Annotated in this window: 17 protein-coding genes; 7 read left to right on the forward strand and 10 right to left on the reverse strand. The window is 73.6% G+C overall.

Features of this window, described 5'->3' with window-relative positions; translation table 11 throughout:
• Positions 1–113 precede the first annotated feature (113 nt).
• The 3 genes from gndA (at position 114) to AFB00_RS18995 (ending at position 2,285) form a co-directional block, all read left to right on the forward strand.
• Complete coding sequence (gene gndA, locus AFB00_RS18990; protein WP_068798350.1) at positions 114–1,550, forward strand: NADP-dependent phosphogluconate dehydrogenase; 1,437 nt, start codon at positions 114–116, stop codon at positions 1,548–1,550.
• A 66-nt stretch (positions 1,551–1,616) separates the two neighbouring features.
• Positions 1,617–1,748 carry a hypothetical protein gene (locus tag AFB00_RS35520; protein ID WP_257785238.1) on the forward strand — a complete coding sequence of 44 codons (132 nt, stop codon included), beginning with the start codon at positions 1,617–1,619 and terminating at the stop codon, positions 1,746–1,748.
• A 150-nt stretch (positions 1,749–1,898) separates the two neighbouring features.
• Positions 1,899–2,285, forward strand: coding sequence for a DUF2127 domain-containing protein (locus AFB00_RS18995; protein ID WP_231973984.1), 387 nt, complete (start codon positions 1,899–1,901; stop codon positions 2,283–2,285).
• Here the strand turns inward: AFB00_RS18995 and AFB00_RS19000 are convergent.
• The 8 genes from AFB00_RS19000 to AFB00_RS19035 form a co-directional block, all read right to left on the reverse strand.
• Complete coding sequence (locus tag AFB00_RS19000) at positions 2,221–3,384, reverse strand: FAD-dependent oxidoreductase (RefSeq protein ID WP_083275653.1); 1,164 nt, start codon at positions 3,382–3,384, stop codon at positions 2,221–2,223. The genes AFB00_RS18995 and AFB00_RS19000 overlap by 65 nt on opposite strands.
• A 42-nt stretch (positions 3,385–3,426) precedes the next feature.
• Positions 3,427–4,398, reverse strand: coding sequence for a pyridoxal-phosphate dependent enzyme (locus AFB00_RS19005; RefSeq protein ID WP_231973985.1), 972 nt, complete (start codon positions 4,396–4,398; stop codon positions 3,427–3,429).
• A 44-nt stretch (positions 4,399–4,442) separates the two neighbouring features.
• A complete protein-coding gene (locus AFB00_RS19010; RefSeq protein ID WP_335726536.1) occupies positions 4,443–5,000 on the reverse strand; it encodes a DinB family protein in 558 nt (185 codons plus the stop codon).
• Between the two features lie 10 nt (positions 5,001–5,010).
• Complete coding sequence (locus tag AFB00_RS19015) at positions 5,011–5,565, reverse strand: DinB family protein (RefSeq protein ID WP_068798352.1); 555 nt, start codon at positions 5,563–5,565, stop codon at positions 5,011–5,013.
• Between the two features lie 101 nt (positions 5,566–5,666).
• Positions 5,667–5,876, reverse strand: a complete 210-nt coding sequence (locus AFB00_RS19020; protein WP_231973986.1) for a hypothetical protein — start codon at positions 5,874–5,876, stop codon at positions 5,667–5,669.
• 98 nt (positions 5,877–5,974) lie between these two features.
• Positions 5,975–7,687, reverse strand: coding sequence for a glycerol-3-phosphate dehydrogenase/oxidase (locus tag AFB00_RS19025; RefSeq protein WP_068798353.1), 1,713 nt, complete (start codon positions 7,685–7,687; stop codon positions 5,975–5,977).
• 119 nt (positions 7,688–7,806) lie between these two features.
• Positions 7,807–9,324 carry a glycerol kinase GlpK gene (gene glpK, locus AFB00_RS19030; RefSeq protein WP_068798354.1) on the reverse strand — a complete coding sequence of 506 codons (1,518 nt, stop codon included), beginning with the start codon at positions 9,322–9,324 and terminating at the stop codon, positions 7,807–7,809.
• 43 nt (positions 9,325–9,367) lie between these two features.
• Positions 9,368–10,192 (reverse strand): MIP/aquaporin family protein, encoded by an 825-nt coding sequence (locus AFB00_RS19035; RefSeq protein WP_068798355.1) that lies wholly within the window; start codon positions 10,190–10,192, stop codon positions 9,368–9,370.
• 165 nt (positions 10,193–10,357) lie between these two features.
• On the opposite strand from AFB00_RS19035, the gene AFB00_RS19040 reads away from it, so the two are divergent.
• Complete coding sequence (locus AFB00_RS19040; RefSeq protein WP_068798356.1) at positions 10,358–11,119, forward strand: IclR family transcriptional regulator; 762 nt, start codon at positions 10,358–10,360, stop codon at positions 11,117–11,119.
• A complete protein-coding gene (gene glpK / locus AFB00_RS19045; RefSeq protein WP_068798357.1) occupies positions 11,116–12,621 on the forward strand; it encodes a glycerol kinase GlpK in 1,506 nt (501 codons plus the stop codon). The genes AFB00_RS19040 and glpK (AFB00_RS19045) overlap by 4 nt, the downstream gene beginning before the upstream one ends.
• An 18-nt stretch (positions 12,622–12,639) precedes the next feature.
• Here glpK (AFB00_RS19045) and AFB00_RS19050 read toward each other — a convergent pair whose 3' ends face one another.
• Positions 12,640–13,410, reverse strand: a complete 771-nt coding sequence (locus AFB00_RS19050; RefSeq protein ID WP_068798358.1) for a MarR family winged helix-turn-helix transcriptional regulator — start codon at positions 13,408–13,410, stop codon at positions 12,640–12,642.
• Between the two features lie 74 nt (positions 13,411–13,484).
• Complete coding sequence (locus AFB00_RS19055) at positions 13,485–14,768, reverse strand: MFS transporter (protein WP_068798359.1); 1,284 nt, start codon at positions 14,766–14,768, stop codon at positions 13,485–13,487.
• A 225-nt stretch (positions 14,769–14,993) separates the two neighbouring features.
• Between AFB00_RS19055 and AFB00_RS19060 the strand changes: the two genes are divergently transcribed.
• Both AFB00_RS19060 and AFB00_RS19065 read left to right on the forward strand, forming a co-directional pair.
• The gene (locus AFB00_RS19060) at positions 14,994–16,337 is read left to right on the forward strand and encodes an SLC13 family permease (protein ID WP_068798360.1); all 1,344 of its coding nucleotides are present in this window, start codon (positions 14,994–14,996) and stop codon (positions 16,335–16,337) included.
• 53 nt (positions 16,338–16,390) lie between these two features.
• Complete coding sequence (locus AFB00_RS19065; RefSeq protein WP_068798361.1) at positions 16,391–17,311, forward strand: SCO6745 family protein; 921 nt, start codon at positions 16,391–16,393, stop codon at positions 17,309–17,311.
• Positions 17,312–17,331 lie beyond the last annotated feature (20 nt).

A 17,331-nucleotide genomic window follows, 5' to 3' on the forward strand; every position in this document is an offset into this window, starting at 1 on the left:
GGCGATGCCGGCCGACGAATATCGACCCCGCAAGTATCACCCGAGGGGTGAGGATGGGGTCCGTTCCACTGCGGCGCGCAGACGCGCCGGTACAGGCGATACGGAGGAGCACGATGGCGGAGAAGAGCCGGATCGGCGTCACCGGGCTGGCGGTGATGGGGGCGAACCTCGCCCGCAACATGGCCCGCCGCGGTTTTCCGGTGGCGGTGCACAACCGCACCACCGCGAAGACCACCGAGTTCATGAAGGACTACGGGCACGAGGGCACCTTCACCGGTGCCGAGTCGCTCCAGGAGTTCGTGGACGCGCTGGAGACGCCGCGCAAGATCGTCGTCATGGTCAAGGCGGGCAAGCCGGTCGACGCCGTGATCGACGAGCTCGCCCCGCTGCTCGACGACGGCGACATCATCATCGACGCCGGCAACTCGCACTTCCCGGACACCGACCGCCGGGCCGCCTACTGCGCGGAACGCGGCCTGCGGTTCATGGGGATCGGGGTGTCCGGTGGCGAGGAGGGCGCGCTGAACGGGCCGAGCATCATGCCCGGCGGCCCGCAGGAGGCCTACGGCGAGGTCGCCGACATCCTCACCGCGATCGCCGCGGACGTCGACGGCACCCCGTGCTGCACGCACGTCGGGCCGGGCGGCGCCGGGCACTACGTGAAGATGGTGCACAACGGCATCGAGTACGCCGACATCCAGCTCATCGCCGAGGCCTACGACCTGCTCAGCCACGTCGGCGGGCTCTCGGCCCCGGAGATCGGGACGATCTTCGAGCAGTGGAACACCGGTGATCTCGAGTCGTTCCTCATCGAGATCACCGGCATCGTGCTCGCCAAGACCGACGAGCGGACGCAGGCGCCGCTGGTCGACGTCATCACCGACCAGGCCGAGCAGAAGGGCACCGGCCGCTGGACGGCGATCGACGCCCTCGACCTCGGCGTCCCGCTCACCGGGATCACCGAGGCCGTGTTCGCGCGTACGCTGTCCGCGCTGCGCGACGAGCGGAAGGCCGCGTCGACGACCCTGGCCGGGCCCGCGCAGCAGCGCACCGGCGACGTGGACCAGCTCGTCGAGGACGTCCGGCAGGCGCTCTACGCGTCGAAGGTCGTCGCCTACGCGCAGGGGTTCGCGCAGATGCGGGCGGCGTCGCAGGCCAACGACTGGGATCTCGACCTGGGCGCGATGGCCCGGATCTGGCGCGGCGGCTGCATCATCCGGGCCCAGTTCCTCAACCGGATCACCGAGGCCTACGAGTCCCACCCCGACCTCGACAACCTGCTGATGGTCCCGTACTTCACCGAGGCGGTCGGCGCGGCGCAGGACGCGTGGCGGCGGGTCGTCGTCACCGCGACCGAGAACGGCGTCGCGATCCCGGCGTTCTCCTCCAGCCTGTCCTACTACGACGGCTACCGCCGCGAGCGCGGCCCGGCGAACCTGATCCAGGGCCTGCGCGACTACTTCGGCGCGCACACCTACCGGCGGATCGACGGCGACGGCACCTTCCACACCCGGTGGAGCCAGGACGGCAGCGAGGTGCGCACCGACTGAGGCGCCGCCCCGCCCGCCGTGGTCTCCCGGCGGGCGGGGCCGCCCGGTCTCACTAGGGTCCGTCCCATGACGCCACCCACGGTGGGGCGGGCCCGGTGGACCGAGCGCCTGTTCCGGATCGCCCTGCTGGTCAAGGGCGTGGACGGCGCGGCCGAGGTGCTGGGCGCGGCCGCGCTGCTGCTGGTCCCCGGTGACTGAGCCTTTTTCAACCTGACCAGCGAGCTTCTGCGTCAGGAGATCGCGAAGGTTGCAGCGCAACTGCTCTGACCACAGCTGCACAGGTCACCGGCTCGCCAGCTCGGCGTCTGCACCCACACAACCAGGCCCCTGAGCTGCCGGAACGGCAGGTTGAAAAAGGCTCACTGGCTGCACCACGTCGTGGCCCGGATCCTGGCCCGGGACCTGGTCGGCCCGCCGGACGGGACCCTGGCCCGGCATTTCGTCGCCGGTACCGACGCGGTCTCCGGCGACGGCCGGACCTTCGCCGTCGTCTACCTCGCGGTGCACGGGGCGATCAAGCTGGTGCTGGTCGCGGCGCTGCTCCGCCGGTGGTTGCCCGCGTACCCGCCGGCCGTGGTGGTGCTGGTGCTGTTCGTCGGCTACGAGCTGGTGCACGCCTGGCACACCGGGTCGCTGCTGCTCCCGGTGCTGGCGCTGCTGGACGTGGCGATCATCGTGTTCGTGCTGCGGGAGTACCGGCTGCTGCGGGCACGCCGGGACGGTCGAGCGCCGTGAGCACGGCGCGGGCGGCCGCGCGTCCGGCCCGGTCCGCGCCGATCGTGCTCGCCGAGGGCCCGTAGCCCACCAGGTGCACCCGCGGGTCGGCGACGACGCCGGTGTCCTGCGGCGGGCCCAGCACGATGCCGCCGCCCGGCCCGCGCAGGCCCAGCGGGGCGAGGTGGCCCAGCGCCGGACGCCAGCCCGTCGCCCAGAGCAGCACGTCCGCGGCCTCGGTGGCGGGTCCGGCGCCGTCCCCGTCCCAGGCCACGCCGTCCGGGGTGACCCGGCTGAACATCGGCCGCCGGCGCAGCACGCCGCTCGCGATGCCGGCCCGCACCTCCGGGGTCAGGCCGAGCCCGGTGACCCCGACGACGCTGCGCGGCGGCAGCCCGGCCCGCACCCGCTCCTCGACGAGCGCGACCGCGGCCCGGCCCCGCTCGGCGTCGAACGGGCCCTCCTGCCAGACCGGTTCGCGCCGGGTGACCCAGGTCGTCGCCGCCGCGTACGGGGCGATCTCCAGCAGCAGCTGCACCGCGGTGATGCCACCGCCGACGACGACCACCCGCCGCCCCGCCATCGCCCCCGGGCCCGGGTAGTCACGGGCGTGCAGGCTCCGGCCCCGGAACGACGCGAGCCCCGGGTAGGCGGGGACGAACGGCCGGGTCCAGGTGCCGGTCGCGTTGATCAGGTGCGCGGTGCTCCAGGTGCCCTGGTCGGTCTCCACGGCGAGCGGCCCCGCGGCGCCGGGCCCGGCGGCGCCGGGCCCGGGGGCGGCGTCACGGACCGCTCGTACCCGTACCGGGCGGCGGACCTGCAGGTCCCAGGTCCGCTCGATGTCGGCGAAGTAGCCGGGGACCGCGTCACGTGCCCGCCGGTCCGGGTCGGCGCCGGGGTCGTCGAACCCGGACGCGACGCCCGCGACGTCGTGGATGCCGTTGACGGTGCGCATGCGCAGGCTCGGCCAGCGGTGCCGCCACGCGCCGCCCGGGCCGTCCTCACCGTCGAGGACGACGAAGCCGCGGCCGGGTTCCAGGCCGCCGCGGCGCAACCCGGCGGCTGCGGACAGGCCCGCCTGCCCGGCCCCCACCACCACGACGTCGCTCCACTGCTGCACGGTCGTTCCAACGCCGGACACCGGCGGCGGAGTCCCGCGTCCTCACCCGGTGTGGCGCAGCGCTCCCAGGACGTCGGCGACGTCGGCGTTCGCCCCGCACACGACCAGCGCGAGCCGGGCGCCGGGATGCCGTCCGACGACCGTGCGGGCACCCGCGACCAGGCACCCGGCGGCGGGCTCGGCCCAGATCCCGGCGTGCTCGGCGAGCTCGACGCTGCCCCGGAACGCCGCGTCGTCGGGCACGACGAGCATCTCGTGCACGAACTCGCGGACGTGGTCGTAGGTCAGCTGCGACACCGCCGGTGCGGACAGCGTCGTGATCGCCGAGGTGATCGTGACCGGCACCGGGCCGCCGGCGGCCTGCGCCGCGGACATCGCCTCGGCACCGGCGGTCTCCACGCCCCAGACCCGGGTACCGGGCAGCAGGGCCCGCACCGCCGCGGCCACTCCGGACAGCAGCGCACCCCCGCCGACGGAGACGAGGACGTCGGTCGGCGGCTCCCCGAGCGCGGTCGCGTCCCGGGCCAGCTCCAGCCCGACGGTGCCCTGCGCGGCGAGCACCACCGGGTCGTCGAACGGGTGCACCAGGGTCATCCCCGCCGCCTGCAGCTCACCGGCCAGCGCGAACGCGGCAGGGATGTCCGGGGTGAGCCGGACGTCGGCACCCGCCGCCCGGGCCGCGGCCACCGACCGGCGCGGCGCGTTCTCCGGCATGACGACGACGGCCGTCACCCCCGCCGCACCCGCCACCTCGGCCACGGCCAGCCCGTGGTTGCCGCCGGAGACGGCGACCAGACCGGCCGCGCGCTCGGCGTCGGTCAGCGTCGCGAGCTTCGCCAGCACCCCGCGCGGCTTGAACGACCCGGCCCGCTGCAGGTGCTCCAGCTTCAGCAGCACCGGGGCGCCGAGCAGCGCGCCGAGGCCGGGGGACGCCACCGTGGGGGTGCGCACCACCCCGCCCGCGATGCGCTCGGCCGCCGTCTCGATGTCGTCGAGGGTCACCAGTTCGCCCATGACCGCGACGGTCGTGGGCCGCCCGGGGAACGGCCCGGGTGCGCTCAGCCCATCGACTTCCGGCCGTCGACGGTCTCCCGGATGATGTCGGCGTGCCCGCTGTGCTGGGCGGTCTCGCCGATGATGTGGGCGAACACCTGCCGGGCGCTCCACGAGGCGTTCTCGGGGAACCACGGCGCGGGCGGGAGCGGGTGCGCCAGCCCGAGGTCGACCGTGCGCACGAGCTCGTCGGTGCGGGCCGCGGTGGTGGTGTAGCGCTCCAGCAGCGCGTCCAGGGTGTCGTCGGGCCCGACGGCGAAGTCGTCCCGCTCGGCGTCCGGGTCCGCGGGGGCCGCGTCCCACTCCTCGGCGCCCTCGACCACCCCGGTCAGGACGAAGTCCACCCAGCCGCGCTCGACGCCCTCGACGTGCTTGAGGATCCCGGCCAGGGTCAGCGCGCTCGCGGTGGGGCGCCGCCGGGCGTCGGCATCGGACAGTTCGGCGACGGTGTACCGCAGCAGCATCCGGTGCTTGGCGAGGGTCTCCAGGATGGTCGCGCGCTCGCCGTCCACGGCGGTGTCGGTGTCGGTGAGCAGATCGGCCATACGGTCGGCGGTGTTCACGGCGGCCCCCTCAGCCCATCGTCTTCGCGCCGTCGACGGCCTCGCGGATGATGTCCGCGTGCCCGGCGTGCTGGCTGATCTCGGCGAGCATGTGGATCGCGATCCGGCGCACCGACCAGGACACGCCGGGCTCGAACCAGGGGGCCACCGGCAGCTCGTGCGCGGTGTCGAGGTCCGCGGTGCGCAGGATCTCCTCGGAGCGGGCCGCGACCTGGTCGATCCGTGCGCGCAGGTACTCCAGGGTCTCGTGCTCGGCCAGCACGAACCGGGTGTCCTCCCAGTCGCCGGCGTTCTGCTCGACCGCGTCCCAGTCGACGTCGGAGTTGTAGACGTCGTTGAACGCCTCCGCGCCCTCCAGCGCGAAGCGGAACCACCCCTCCTCGGTGTCCGCGACGTGCTTGAGCAGCGACGCGATCGTCAGCTCGCTCACCGTGCTCCGGGTCCGGGCCTGCTCCTCGGTGAGCCCCTCGGCCGTGCGCAGCAGGAAGCCGCGGTGCCGGTCGAGGGTCGCGATCAGCTCGGCCCGCTCGCCGGTGATGGTCTGGGAATCGGTGCTGGCGTTCACGCCGGCCGCCTCTCGTCCGCGGGGACCGGGTCACTCCCGGTCCGTCAGGAACGACGATAGAACCGTATGCGGACAGGTTCGGTCCTCGATGGTGACGGAGTTCAGGACAGTTCGTGCAGGGCCCGTTCCCAGCGCTCCCGGCGGTCGCCGAGATCCAGGTCCCACCACGGGGTGCCGCGCTCGCCGAGACCGTGCTTGGCGGCGTTCACCCTGGTCCGCGCGGTACGGACGCGGTCGTCGTCGCCGGTGCGGCGGCCCGCGCCGACCTCGGCCCGCGCGGTGCCGAGATGGCGTTGCAGCTCGGCCCGCACGTCCTCGGGCAGCTCGGGGTCCGCGGCCCGCCAGCGCCGGCCCCGGACGACGATGTAGCGGCCGTCCGGGTCCGTTCCGGCGGGGTGTCCACCCGGGGTCAGCCGCTGACCGGTACGACGTCCGGCGCGCCGAGCCGGGCGGCGTCGGCGGTCGCGTCGTCGGGCATCCGCTGGCTCTCCCGCTCGGCCTCCACCCGCTTGCGGTAGTGGTCGACCTCGCGCTCGACCTGCTCGTCGTTCCAGCCCAGTACGGGCGCGACGAGCCGGGCCGCCTCCTGGGTCGCCTCGACCCCGCGGTCGAAGGTCTCGATCGAGATCCGGGTCCGCCGGGCCAGGATGTCCTCCAGGTGCCGGGCGCTCTCGTGCGACGCCGCGTAGACGACCTCGGCGCGCAGGTAGTCCGGCGCGCCCGCGAGCGGCTCGGTGAGCGTCGGGTCGGCGGCGGCGAGGTCGAGCACCTCCTGGATCAGCGACCCGTAGCGGCCGAGCAGGTGCTCGATCCGCGCCGGGTGCAGCCCCGACGAACGGGCCAGGTTCGCGGTCGCGTTGGTCAGTGCGTGGTAGCCCTCGGCACCGAGCAGCGGGACCTCCGCGGTGCACGAGGCGGGGACCTTCGCGTCCAGGCCGTGCACGGCGGCGTCCACCGCGTCCTTCGCCATGACCCGGTAGGTCGTGTACTTCCCACCGGCGACGACGACGAGGCCCGGCACCGGTGTCGCGACGGCGTGCTCGCGGGACAGCTTCGACGTCGACTCCGACTCCCCGGACAGCAGCGGCCGCAGGCCCGCGTAGACGCCCTCGACGTCGTCGTGCGTCAGCGGCTGCTCCAGGACCGTGTTGACGTGCTGCAACAGGTAGTCGATGTCCGCCGCGCTGGCCGCCGGGTGCGCCTTGTCCAGGTCCCAGCCGGTGTCGGTGGTGCCGATGATCCAGTGCCGGCCCCACGGGATGACGAACAGTACCGACTTCTCGGTGCGCAGGATCAGCCCGGACTCGCCGCGGATCCGGTCCCGGGGCACCACGAGGTGGATGCCCTTCGAAGCCCGCACCTTGAACAGGCCGCGCTCGCCGGCCAGGCCCTGGGTGTCGTCGGTCCACACGCCGGTGGCGTTGATGACCTGCTTGGCACGGACGTCGACCTGCTCGCCGGACTCGAGGTCCTGCACGGTGGCGCCGACCACCCGGCCGGCCTCCTTGAGCAGCCCGACGACGCGGGCCCGGGTCGCCACGTGCGCGCCGTAGGCGGCGGCGGTGCGCGCGATGAACATGGTGTGCCGCGCGTCGTCGACCTGGGCGTCGTAGTATTGCAGGGCGCCCACCAGCGCGTCCTTGCGCAGGGACGGGACGACCCGCCGGGCACCGCGCCGGGTGAGGTGGCGGTGGTGCGGGACGCCCCGCGAGCGCCCGGACAGGAACCCGAGCGTGTCGTAGAGGGCGACGCCGGCGCCGGCGTAGAGCCGTTCCCAGCCCCGGTGCTGCAGCGGGTAGAGGAACGGGACCGGGCGGACCAGGTGCGGGGCCAGCTGCTGGATGAGCAGGCCGCGCTCGGCGAGTGCCTCGGCGACCAGGCGGAAGTCCAGCATCTCCAGGTAGCGCAGGCCACCGTGGACGAGCTTGGACGAGCGGCTGGACGTGCCCGAGGCGAAGTCGCGGGCCTCGACGAGACCGACCGACAGGCCGCGCGTGGCGGCGTCGAGCGCGGAGCCGGCGCCGACGACACCGCCGCCGACGACGAGTACGTCGAGTTCGCGGTCGCCCATCGCCTGCAGCGCCGCGGTACGGGCCTCCGGGGAGAGCGCCACCGATTTCATGATCAGACCTTCCAGTCGTCTACCTGCAGGGACTACCCGCTCAACAGCCGCAGGTGCACCGATGTGCCCGAGATCGCCCTGATCGGGGCGACCCCGGGCACCCGGTGCTCAGCCGGCCGTCACTCGACGTCGACCCAGTCGAGCGTCCGCTCCACGGCCTTCTTCCACTTGGCGTACCCCTCGTCGCGCTGGGCGGCGTCCCACTCGGGCTCCCAGCGCCGGGCCTCGTTCCAGTTCGCCCGCAGCTCGTCGGTGGAGGACCAGAAGCCCACGGCGAGCCCGGCCGCGTAGGCGGCGCCGAGCGCAGTCGTCTCGGCCACGACCGGCCGGGACACCGAGACGCCGAGCACGTCGGCCTGGATCTGCATGCACAGCTCGTTGAGCGTGACGCCGCCGTCGACCTTGAGCACGTCCAGTGCGACGCCGGAGTCCTTGCTCATCGCCTCGGCGACGTCGCGGGACTGGTAGCAGATCGCCTCCAGCGTCGCCCGGGCCAGGTGCGCGTTGGTGTTGAACCGGGACAGGCCGACGATCGCGCCACGGGCGTCGGAGCGCCAGTACGGGGCGAACAGCCCGGAGAAGGCGGGCACGAAGTAGACCCCGCCGTTGTCGTCGACCTGACGGGCCAGCGACTCGGACTGCGACGCACCGGAGATGATGCCGAGCTGGTCGCGCAGCCACTGCACGGCCGACCCGGTGACGGCGATGGAGCCCTCGAGCGCGTAGACGACCGGCTCGTCGCCGAACTTGTAGCAGACCGTGGACAGCAGGCCGGACTCCGAGCGGACCAGCTCGTTGCCGGTGTTGAGCAGCATGAAGTTGCCGGTGCCGTAGGTGTTCTTGGCCTCGCCGGGCGCGAAGCACACCTGCCCGACGGTCGCGGCCTGCTGGTCGCCGAGGTCGCCGGTGATCCGGACCTCGCCACCGAGCGCACCGCCCGCCAGCGTGGAGCCGAACCCGTCGATCGACGACGACGGCTTGATCTCGGGCAGCATCTGCCGCGGGATGCCGAAGAAGCCGAGCAGCTCGTCGTCCCAGTCCAGGGTCTCGAGGTCCATCAGCATGGTGCGGCTGGCGTTGGTCACGTCGGTGACGTGCAGCCCGCCGTTCGGGCCGCCGGTGAGGTTCCAGATGACCCAGGTGTCGGTGTTGCCGAACACCGCGTCCCCGGCCTCGGCCGCCGCGCGGACCCCGTCGACGTTCTCCAGGATCCACTGGATCTTGCCGCCGGAGAAGTAGGTGGCCGGCGGGAGCCCGGCCTTGCGCCGGATCACGTCGCCCTTGCCCTCGCGCTCCAGGGCCGAGGCGATGCGGTCGGTGCGGGTGTCCTGCCAGACGATCGCGTTGTAGTAGGGACGTCCGGTGCGCCGGTTCCACACGACGGTGGTCTCGCGCTGGTTGGTGACCCCGAGCGCGACCAGGTCGGACGCGGACAGGCGGGTGGAGTTCAACGCGGACTGCAGGCACGCGTTGGTCCGCTCGATGATCTCCACCGGGTTGTGCTCGACCCAGCCGGCCTGCGGCAGGATCTGCTCGTGCTCCAGCTGGTGGCGGCCCACCTCGTTGCCGGAGTGATCGAAGATCATGAACCGGCTGGACGTGGTTCCCTGGTCGATGGCGCCGACGAACTCGGCCATTGAGTCCTCCTTCTCGGTCGTGGATCGGGCTGGTCGGAGCGGGTCAGACCCGTCCGACCTCCTGCGGGGCCTCCTCGGCCGGGATGTAGCGGTCGATCAGCAGCTTGAACAGCCCACCGCCGACGACGGCGCCCACCAGCGGCGCGACGATCGGCAGCCACCAGTAGGGGGTGCCGTCCGGGGTGACCCACGCGGTGTCGTAGCCGGAGATCCAGGACGCCAGCCGCGGCCCGAAGTCGCGCGCCGGGTTGATGGCGTAGCCGGCGTTCGCGCCCCAGGCCATGCCGATGCCCACCACCAGGATGCCGATCATGAACGGCGCCATGTTCGACAGCGGGCCCTTGTTGCGCGGGTGCACCAGCGCGAAGATCACGAACACCAGGATCGCGGTGCCGACGACCTGGTCGAGGAACGCGGTGGGGATCGAGACCGGGTCACCGGGCAGGGTCGAGAAGATGCCCTGGGTGTCGGTCAGGTTCGGGTCCACCGAGCGGATGAAGTCGGCGTAGGTGACCCGCACGATGAGCGCCGCCACGAAGGCGCCGAGGGTCTGGGCCAGCACGAACGGCGCGACCTTGCGCCACGGGAAGCCGTCGTAGAGCGCGAACGCGAGGGTGACGGCCGGGTTGAGGTGGGCGCCGGAGATCCGGCCGGCCACGTAGACACCGAGCATGACGCCGATGCCCCAGGACCAGGCGACCGAGTCGTACTGGCCGTTGCCGCCGTCGGGTGTGGTGGTGACCTGCGCGACGACGCCGACGCCGAAGAGGATGAGGATCATCGTCCCGGCGAACTCGGCGCTCAGCTCACCGAGCAGGGACGGTGCCCTCGCCGTGGGCGCCGCCTCGGTCTTCTCGGAGCTCGTCATCGAACCCCTCCTCATGGAGTGCCGGTGGCGGGACCGGGCGGCCCCGCCGTGCGCGCAGACGCTAGGAGCAGGCGCGGGCGGCGGCAACGCGAGGCGTTCGACGATGTCGAACGTTGCGGGTCGATCGGGTCATGATCGGGTTCGGAGCGCCTAGGATGCGGGACCGTGGCCCGGCAGATCCAGTCCGTGGAGCGGGCGGCCGCCCTGCTGCGGCTGCTCGGGAGCGCCGGGCGCCCGCTCGCGCTCGCCGAGCTGGCGGCGGCACTGGACCTGCCCCGCCCGACCGCGCACGGCATCCTCCGGACGCTGCGCGAGGAGGGCCTGGTCGCGCAGGACCCGCGGTCCGGGCGCTACCTGCTCGGCGAGGGACTGGACCGGCTGGGTGCGCCATGGGACCGGCACGACCTGCGGGCCAGGGCGATGAACTGGGCGGACGCGCTGGCCGCCGGCACCGGCTGCGCGGTCTACCTCGGGGTCCCGGCCGTCGACGGTGCCGGGGTCGACCTGGTGCACCACGTGTTCCGGCCGGACAACACCCCGCAGACGCTGCGCACCAACACCGTGCAGCCGTTGCACGCGACGGCCTGGGGCCTGTACCTGCTGGCGTTCGCGCCGGCGTCGGTGCGGGCCCCGGAGCCGCTGGAGCGCTACACCCGGCGCACCGTGTGCGACCCGGCGGAGCTGGCCCGCGAGCTGACCGGGGCCCGGCGCCGGGGCTGGGCCGCCGACCGGGGCGGGTGGGAGCCGGACGCCGGTGGGCTGGCGGTCCCGGTCCGCAGCGGCGGTGGCCTGACCGTCGCGGCCCTGGGGATCGGGGCACCGGCCGAGCGCCTGTTCACCGCGGACGGCCGGGCCCGGCCGGACCCGCTGACCGAGCTGACCGCGGCGGCCGCCGAGATCGCCGCCGGACTGGAGGGGCTCGCATGAGCAGCGTGCCGGCGTCGGAACGGGTGGTCGCCGCGATCGACCAGGGGACGACGTCGACCCGGTGCCTGCTGTTCACCCGGTCCGGGCGGATGGTCGCGGTCGCCCAGCGCGAGCACCGTCAGCACTTCCCGAGCCCGGGGCGCGCCGAGCACGACGCCGCGGAGATCTGGCGCGCGGTGACCCGGGTGGTGCCCTCGGCACTGCGCCGGGCCGGGCTCGGGCCGGAGAACGTCGCGGCGCTGGGCATCGCGAACCAGCGCGAGACGACGGTGGTCTGGAACCGGCACACCGGCGTCCCGCTGGCCAGGGCCATCACCTGGCAGGACACCCGGACCGACGGCATCGTCGCCGGGCTCGCCCCGGACGCCGGGATGTACGCCCGGGTCTCCGGGCTGGTCCCGGCGACGTACTTCGCGGGCCCGCGGCTGCAGTGGCTGCTCGATCGCGTGGCGGGCGCGCGGGAGGGCGCCGAGCGGGGCGACGTGCTGTTCGGGACGATGGAGACCTGGCTGATCTGGCAGCTCACCGGGGGCCCGGCGGGTGGCGTGCACGTCACGGACGTGACGAACGCCAGCCGCACGATGCTGATGGACCTGCGCACCCTGGAGTGGTCCCCGCGCCTGTGCAGCGCGCTGCGGGTGCCGCCGGCGATGCTGCCCCGGATCGTGCCGAACGCGCAGGTCTACGGCACCTGCACCGGGCTGCTGCCCGGCGTCCCGGTGGCCGGGGCGCTGGGGGACCAGCAGGCGGCGCTGGTGGGCCAGACCTGCTTCGCGCCCGGCGAGGCCAAGTGCACCTACGGCACCGGGGCGTTCCTGCTGAAGAACACCGGGTCCCGGATCCCCGGCTCGGAGACCGGCCTGATCCCGACGGTCGGCTACCTCATCGGCGACGAGCCGGTCTACGCGATCGAGGGGTCGATCGCGATGACCGGCTCGCTGGTCCAGTGGTTCCGCGACGCGCTCGGGATGATCGCGACCGCGGCCCGGATCGAGACGCTCGCGCGCACGGTCCCGGACAACGGCGGCTGCTACGTCGTGCCGGCCTTCTCCGGGCTGTACGCCCCGCACTGGTACCCGGACGCGCGCGGCGTGATCGTCGGCCTGACCTCCTACATCCACCGCGGCCACCTGGCCCGGGCGGTGCTGGAGGCGACGGCCTGGCAGACCCGGGACGTGCTGGACGCGATGAACGCCGACTCGGGCGTCCCGGCCACGAGCCTGCGCGCCGACGGCGGCATGACGGCCAACCACCTGCTCATGCAGACCATCGCCGACGTGCTCGACCTGACCGTCGAACGCCCGCTCGGCTCCGAGGCGGTCTCGCTGGGTGCGGCGTACGCGGCGGGGCTCGCCGTCGGGTACTGGCCCGACCAGGAGGTGCTGCGCCGGAACTGGCACCGCGCCGCGGCCTGGGAGCCGGCGATGGACCCGGGAGTGCGACGCCGCGAGCACGACAACTGGCGCCGCGCGGTGCAGCGCAGCACCGGCTGGGCCCGCTGAGCGAACCTGCCCCTGCGCCTAACCGTTGCGGTGCGGCCATCCGCTCCGGTGCGCCGGCCGGTCCCGGTACGCCCGCTGCCGTCTCCGTCCCTGCCGCCGTCGTGCCCTCCGGTCCTGTTCCATCCGGGACCGGCGGATCTCGAGATCGGTGAGCCGCCCCAGGAACGAGGTCACCCACCCGATCCGCTCGGTCGCGACCACGGCGAACAGCTCGGTGGCGTCGGTGCCGAGCAGGTCGTCGGAGAGAAGTTCCCGGCCCTCGTCCGACACGCTCGCCAGCAGCCGGCGCCCGTCCTCCGGGTCGGGATCGCGCACCACCAGATCGCGTTCCTCCAGCCGGGCCAGCAACCGGGTGATGCCCCCGGTCCCGAGGCCGACGGTCTCGGCCAGCGCCGCGCCGTCGAGCGGGTGCCGCCGGACGAGCAGCTCGATGAGGACGACGACCTCGTTGAGCGTCAGCAGATGCCGTTCGGCGAGCGTACGCAGGCGGTACAGCGCGAGGACGTCGCGCCGCGGGAGGATCCGCCGCAGTTCCTCCGACGCGTCCCGCAGGGCGTTCTCCCGTTCGGCGGCGCACGTGACGGAAGGTGATCCGGCATGTCGCTCACCCGGTAAGCGATTCCGCTGACCAGGTAAGCGATTCGACGCGGGACGATGGGCTCCGTTCCCGAGCCGGGGGTCTCCGGTGGCCGCCGCGCGCGGAGCCGAGTGGTGGTGGTCGTCGAATCGCTGACCCGGTAAGCGATTCGACGGGTCGGGACGGTCGTTGTCCGCTGGATGCGAGGTCATACAGCCGGGATAGCAGGCCGGTCCGGCCGGGCGCGTCGATCCGACCGGATCCGGCACCCGGGACCGTGGGCGGGTCAGCGGGTGAAGGCGGTCGCGTCGGACAGGTCGGTGCTGCGGGTCTCCGGCAACGCCCAGATGCTCAGGCCCGAGAGGATCGCCAGGAACGCCACCAGCAACGACACCGGCCAGGACGCACCGGCGGCCGCGGTCAGGCCGGTCGCCACCAGCGGGGCGATCCCGCCGCCGACGATGCTCGCCGCGTTGTAGCCGATCGACGCGCCCGTGTAGCGGTAGCGGGTCGCGAACAGCTCGGGCAGGAAGGCCCCCATCGGGGCGAAGACGCCGGCGAAGGCGATCATCGCGACCGAGAAGCCGAGGGTGATCAGCAGCCCGTCCCCGGTGCCGAGCAGTGCGAACAGCGGGAACGCCCACACCACCGCCAGCGCGCAGGACCAGAGGCAGACCCGGCGGCGTCCCACGCGGTCCGACAGCACCGCCAGCACCGGGGTCGCCACACCCATCACGGTGGCCGCGACCATCGCGGCGACCAGCAGCATCGTCCGGGACAGGCCCAGGTCCGCGGTGCCGTAGGCCAGGCTGAACGTCGTCACCGAGTAGAAGATCGCGTACGTGATGATCATTCCGCCGGTCGCGAGCAGGAGCGATCGGGGCTGCCGGCGCACGACGTCGACGATCGGTGCGCGGGTCTGCTCCTGCTCGCGCATGGCCTTCTCGAAGACCGGCGTCTCGGCGATCCGGACCCGGATGTAGAGCCCGACGACGACCAGGACCGCGCTGGCCAGGAACGGCACCCGCCAGCCCCACGAGGCGAACTGCTCGTCGGTCAGCGCGGCGGACAACAGCAGGAACGCGCCGCTCGCCACGACGAACCCGACGGCCGGCCCGAGCTGCGGGAAGCTGGAGTACAGGCCGCGCCGGCCGGGCGGGGCGTGCTCGGTCGCCATCAGCACCGCGCCGCCCCACTCGCCGCCGAGGCCGAAGCCCTGCAGGAACCGGCACAGGACGAGCAGGAGCGGCGCCGCGATCCCGATCGTGTCGTAGGTCGGGAGCACGCCGATCGCGACGGTGCCCACCCCCATCGTCAGCAGCGAGACGACCAGCGTCGCCTTGCGGCCGATCCGGTCACCGAAGTGGCCGAACGCGACGGCGCCGACCGGCCGGGCGACGAACCCGGCGCCGAACGTCGCGAGCGCGGCCAGCGTCCCCGCGAGCCGGTCGAGGTCGGGGAAGAACAGCGTCCCGAACACCAGCGCGGCCGCGGTCCCGTAGATGTAGAAGTCGTAGAACTCGATGGCCGTGCCGATGAAGCTGGCCGTCGCGATCCGACGGGGGGACATCGCCGGCGACGGCCGGTCACTCCTCGACCCGGACGGGCTCACCGTTCCTCCGTTCGCCGCACTGCAGCCGTGGTTCAGCCGGAGCACTCTCGACCGCCGTGCGCGATCCTGTCAACGGCCCGGATGCGGCGTGGGCACTTGCTCACGATGTGAGTTCTTGCCAGCATGACGGACCGTCGCCCGGTCAGTGCCGTCCGGGCCGGCCGAGGAGGAGGAGCCGCGCCGATGGGGCCCGAGATCGTCTCGATCGTCGTGCTGATGGTCATGTTCGTGATCGCCACGACGATGCCGGTGAACATGGGGGCGCTCGGTCTGGTCGCGGCCGTCGCGGTCGGGTCGGGGATGCTCGGGCTGAGCATCGAGGAGGTGATCCTCGGTGTCCCCGACGGTGACGAGATCGCCGGCGGTTTCCCCGGCGACCTGTTCCTGCTGCTGGTCGGGCTGACGTACCTGTTCGCACTGGCCACCGCGAACGGCACGGTCGACCTGCTGGTGCACGGCGCGATGCGGCTGGTGGGCGGGGGCCTGGCGTTCGCCCCGTTCGTGTTCTTCGCGATCTCGTTCGGCCTGTCCGCGCTCGGTGCGCTGTTCGCCGTGGCGATCGTGGCGCCGCTGGCCCTGCCGTTCGCCCGTCGCTACGGGGTGAACCTGCTGCTCATGGGCATGATGGTGGTGCACGGCGCGCTCGGTGGCGCGTTCTCCCCGATCACGGTCTACGGCGCGTTCGTCAACTCCACGATGGAACGGGTCGGGCTCCCCAGCGATCCGGTCGTGCTGTTCGTGACCCCGCTGGTGGTCAACGTCGTCATCGCGGTCGTGATCTACCTGCTGCTCGGCGGGCGCTCCCTGATCGGGCGCTGGGTGGATCCGGCGGAGTCGGCACCCGGCGCGGACGAGGGCGGTGCCGGCGGGAGTGGTGCGGCCGCGAGCGGGGCAGCGGCCACGGGGACCGCCGTCGCGGTGGACACCCGGGTCCGGATCGAACGCGGGGTGACGCTCGCCGGGATCGTGCTGATGGCGGTCGGGGCCGCGGCCTTCGGCTGGGACGTCGGCGTCGTCGCGCTGGCGGTCGCGATCGTGCTGCGCCTGATCAACCCGGGCCGCCCGGACGTCGTCGGGAAGGTATCCTGGTCCACGGTGCTGCTGATCTGCGGTGTCATCACCTACGTCGGCGTGCTCACCGCGGCCGGGACGATCGACTTCGTGTCGTCGGGCATCACGGCGATCGGCGCTCCGCTGCTCGCGGCGCTGCTGCTGTGCTACCTGGGCGGCGTGCTCTCGGCGTTCGCGTTGTCGGTCGCGATCCTCGGCGTCGCGATCCCGCTGGCGGTCCCGTTCCTGCAGCAGGGCGCGGTCCCGGCGGTCGCGATGGTCGCCGCGCTCGCGGTCGCCGCGACCGTCGTCGACGTCAGCCCGTTCTCGACCAACGGGGCGCTGATCCTGGCAAACGCACCCGCCGACGTCGACCGGGACGCCTTCTACCGGCAGATGATGGTCTACGCCGGGGTCGTCGTGGCCGTCGGGCCGCTGCTCGCCTGGGCCCTGCTCGTCCTGCCGGGAAGTCTGTGACGAACCCCGCCGGCGACCCTGCCGGCCGGGTCGCCGGCGGTTAACGTCCGGACATGACCACCGACACAGCCGAGCCGGCCGTCCCCGAGCAGGCCGTGGCCGCCGGGCGGCTCGCCCGCGGGCTCGAACCCCTGCACGCCCAGATCTACTTCGCCCCCGAGGGCGATCCCCGCTACACCGCGGCCGGGCTCGACGAGGGCCGGATGACCTACGTCGCGCCGCGCGCCGCACCGATGGGCGCCGTCGGACCGTCCGTCGTGACCGCGGCGTTCTACAACTTCGCCCCCTCCCTCGTCGCCCGCTCGCTGCCGCGGGCCTGGACGCTCGCCTCGCCGGCCGATCTCGTCGCCGCCCGGTTCGAGGTCGCCGACGCGTCCCTGCGCCGGCTGCTGGGCGACGCCGTCGACTCGCCGGAGATGGCGGAGGCGGCCACGCTCGCGCGCACCGCCGCCGCGGCCGTCTCGCCGGACGGCCGCCCGCTGGCCGCGGGACACCTGGACGTCGAGTGGCCGACCGCCCCGCACGTCGTGTTCTGGCACGCCCTGTCGATCCTGCGCGAGCACCGCGGGGACGGGCACATCGCGCTGCTCGTCGCGGCCGGTCTGTCCGGCCTGGAGGCCCTGCTCACCGCGACCGCGACCGGGACCGGCTTCACCCCGGAGTTCGCCCGGGCCAGCCGGGGCTGGACGGTGCAGGAGTGGAACGACGGCGTGGCCCGGCTGGGGGAGCGGGGCCTGCTGGAACACGCGGCACCGTCCGACGAGACGGTGGTACCGGTCCTCACCGAGGCCGGCGCCGCGCTGCGCAAGCGGATCGAGGACCACACCCACCGCCTCGGCGCCGCACCGTGGGGCGCCCTCGGCGCCGACGGCGCGACCCGGCTCGGGGAGATCGGCGGCGCCTTCGCCCGGACGGCGCTCGCGAACGGGGCCTTCCCGTCCGACGGCGTGTTCGCGGCGCGTCCGGCCCGCTGAGTCCCACCGGCCGCGCCCTC

The organism is Pseudonocardia sp. HH130630-07, assembly GCF_001698125.1.
In the GTDB taxonomy this organism is placed as follows: domain Bacteria; phylum Actinomycetota; class Actinomycetes; order Mycobacteriales; family Pseudonocardiaceae; genus Pseudonocardia.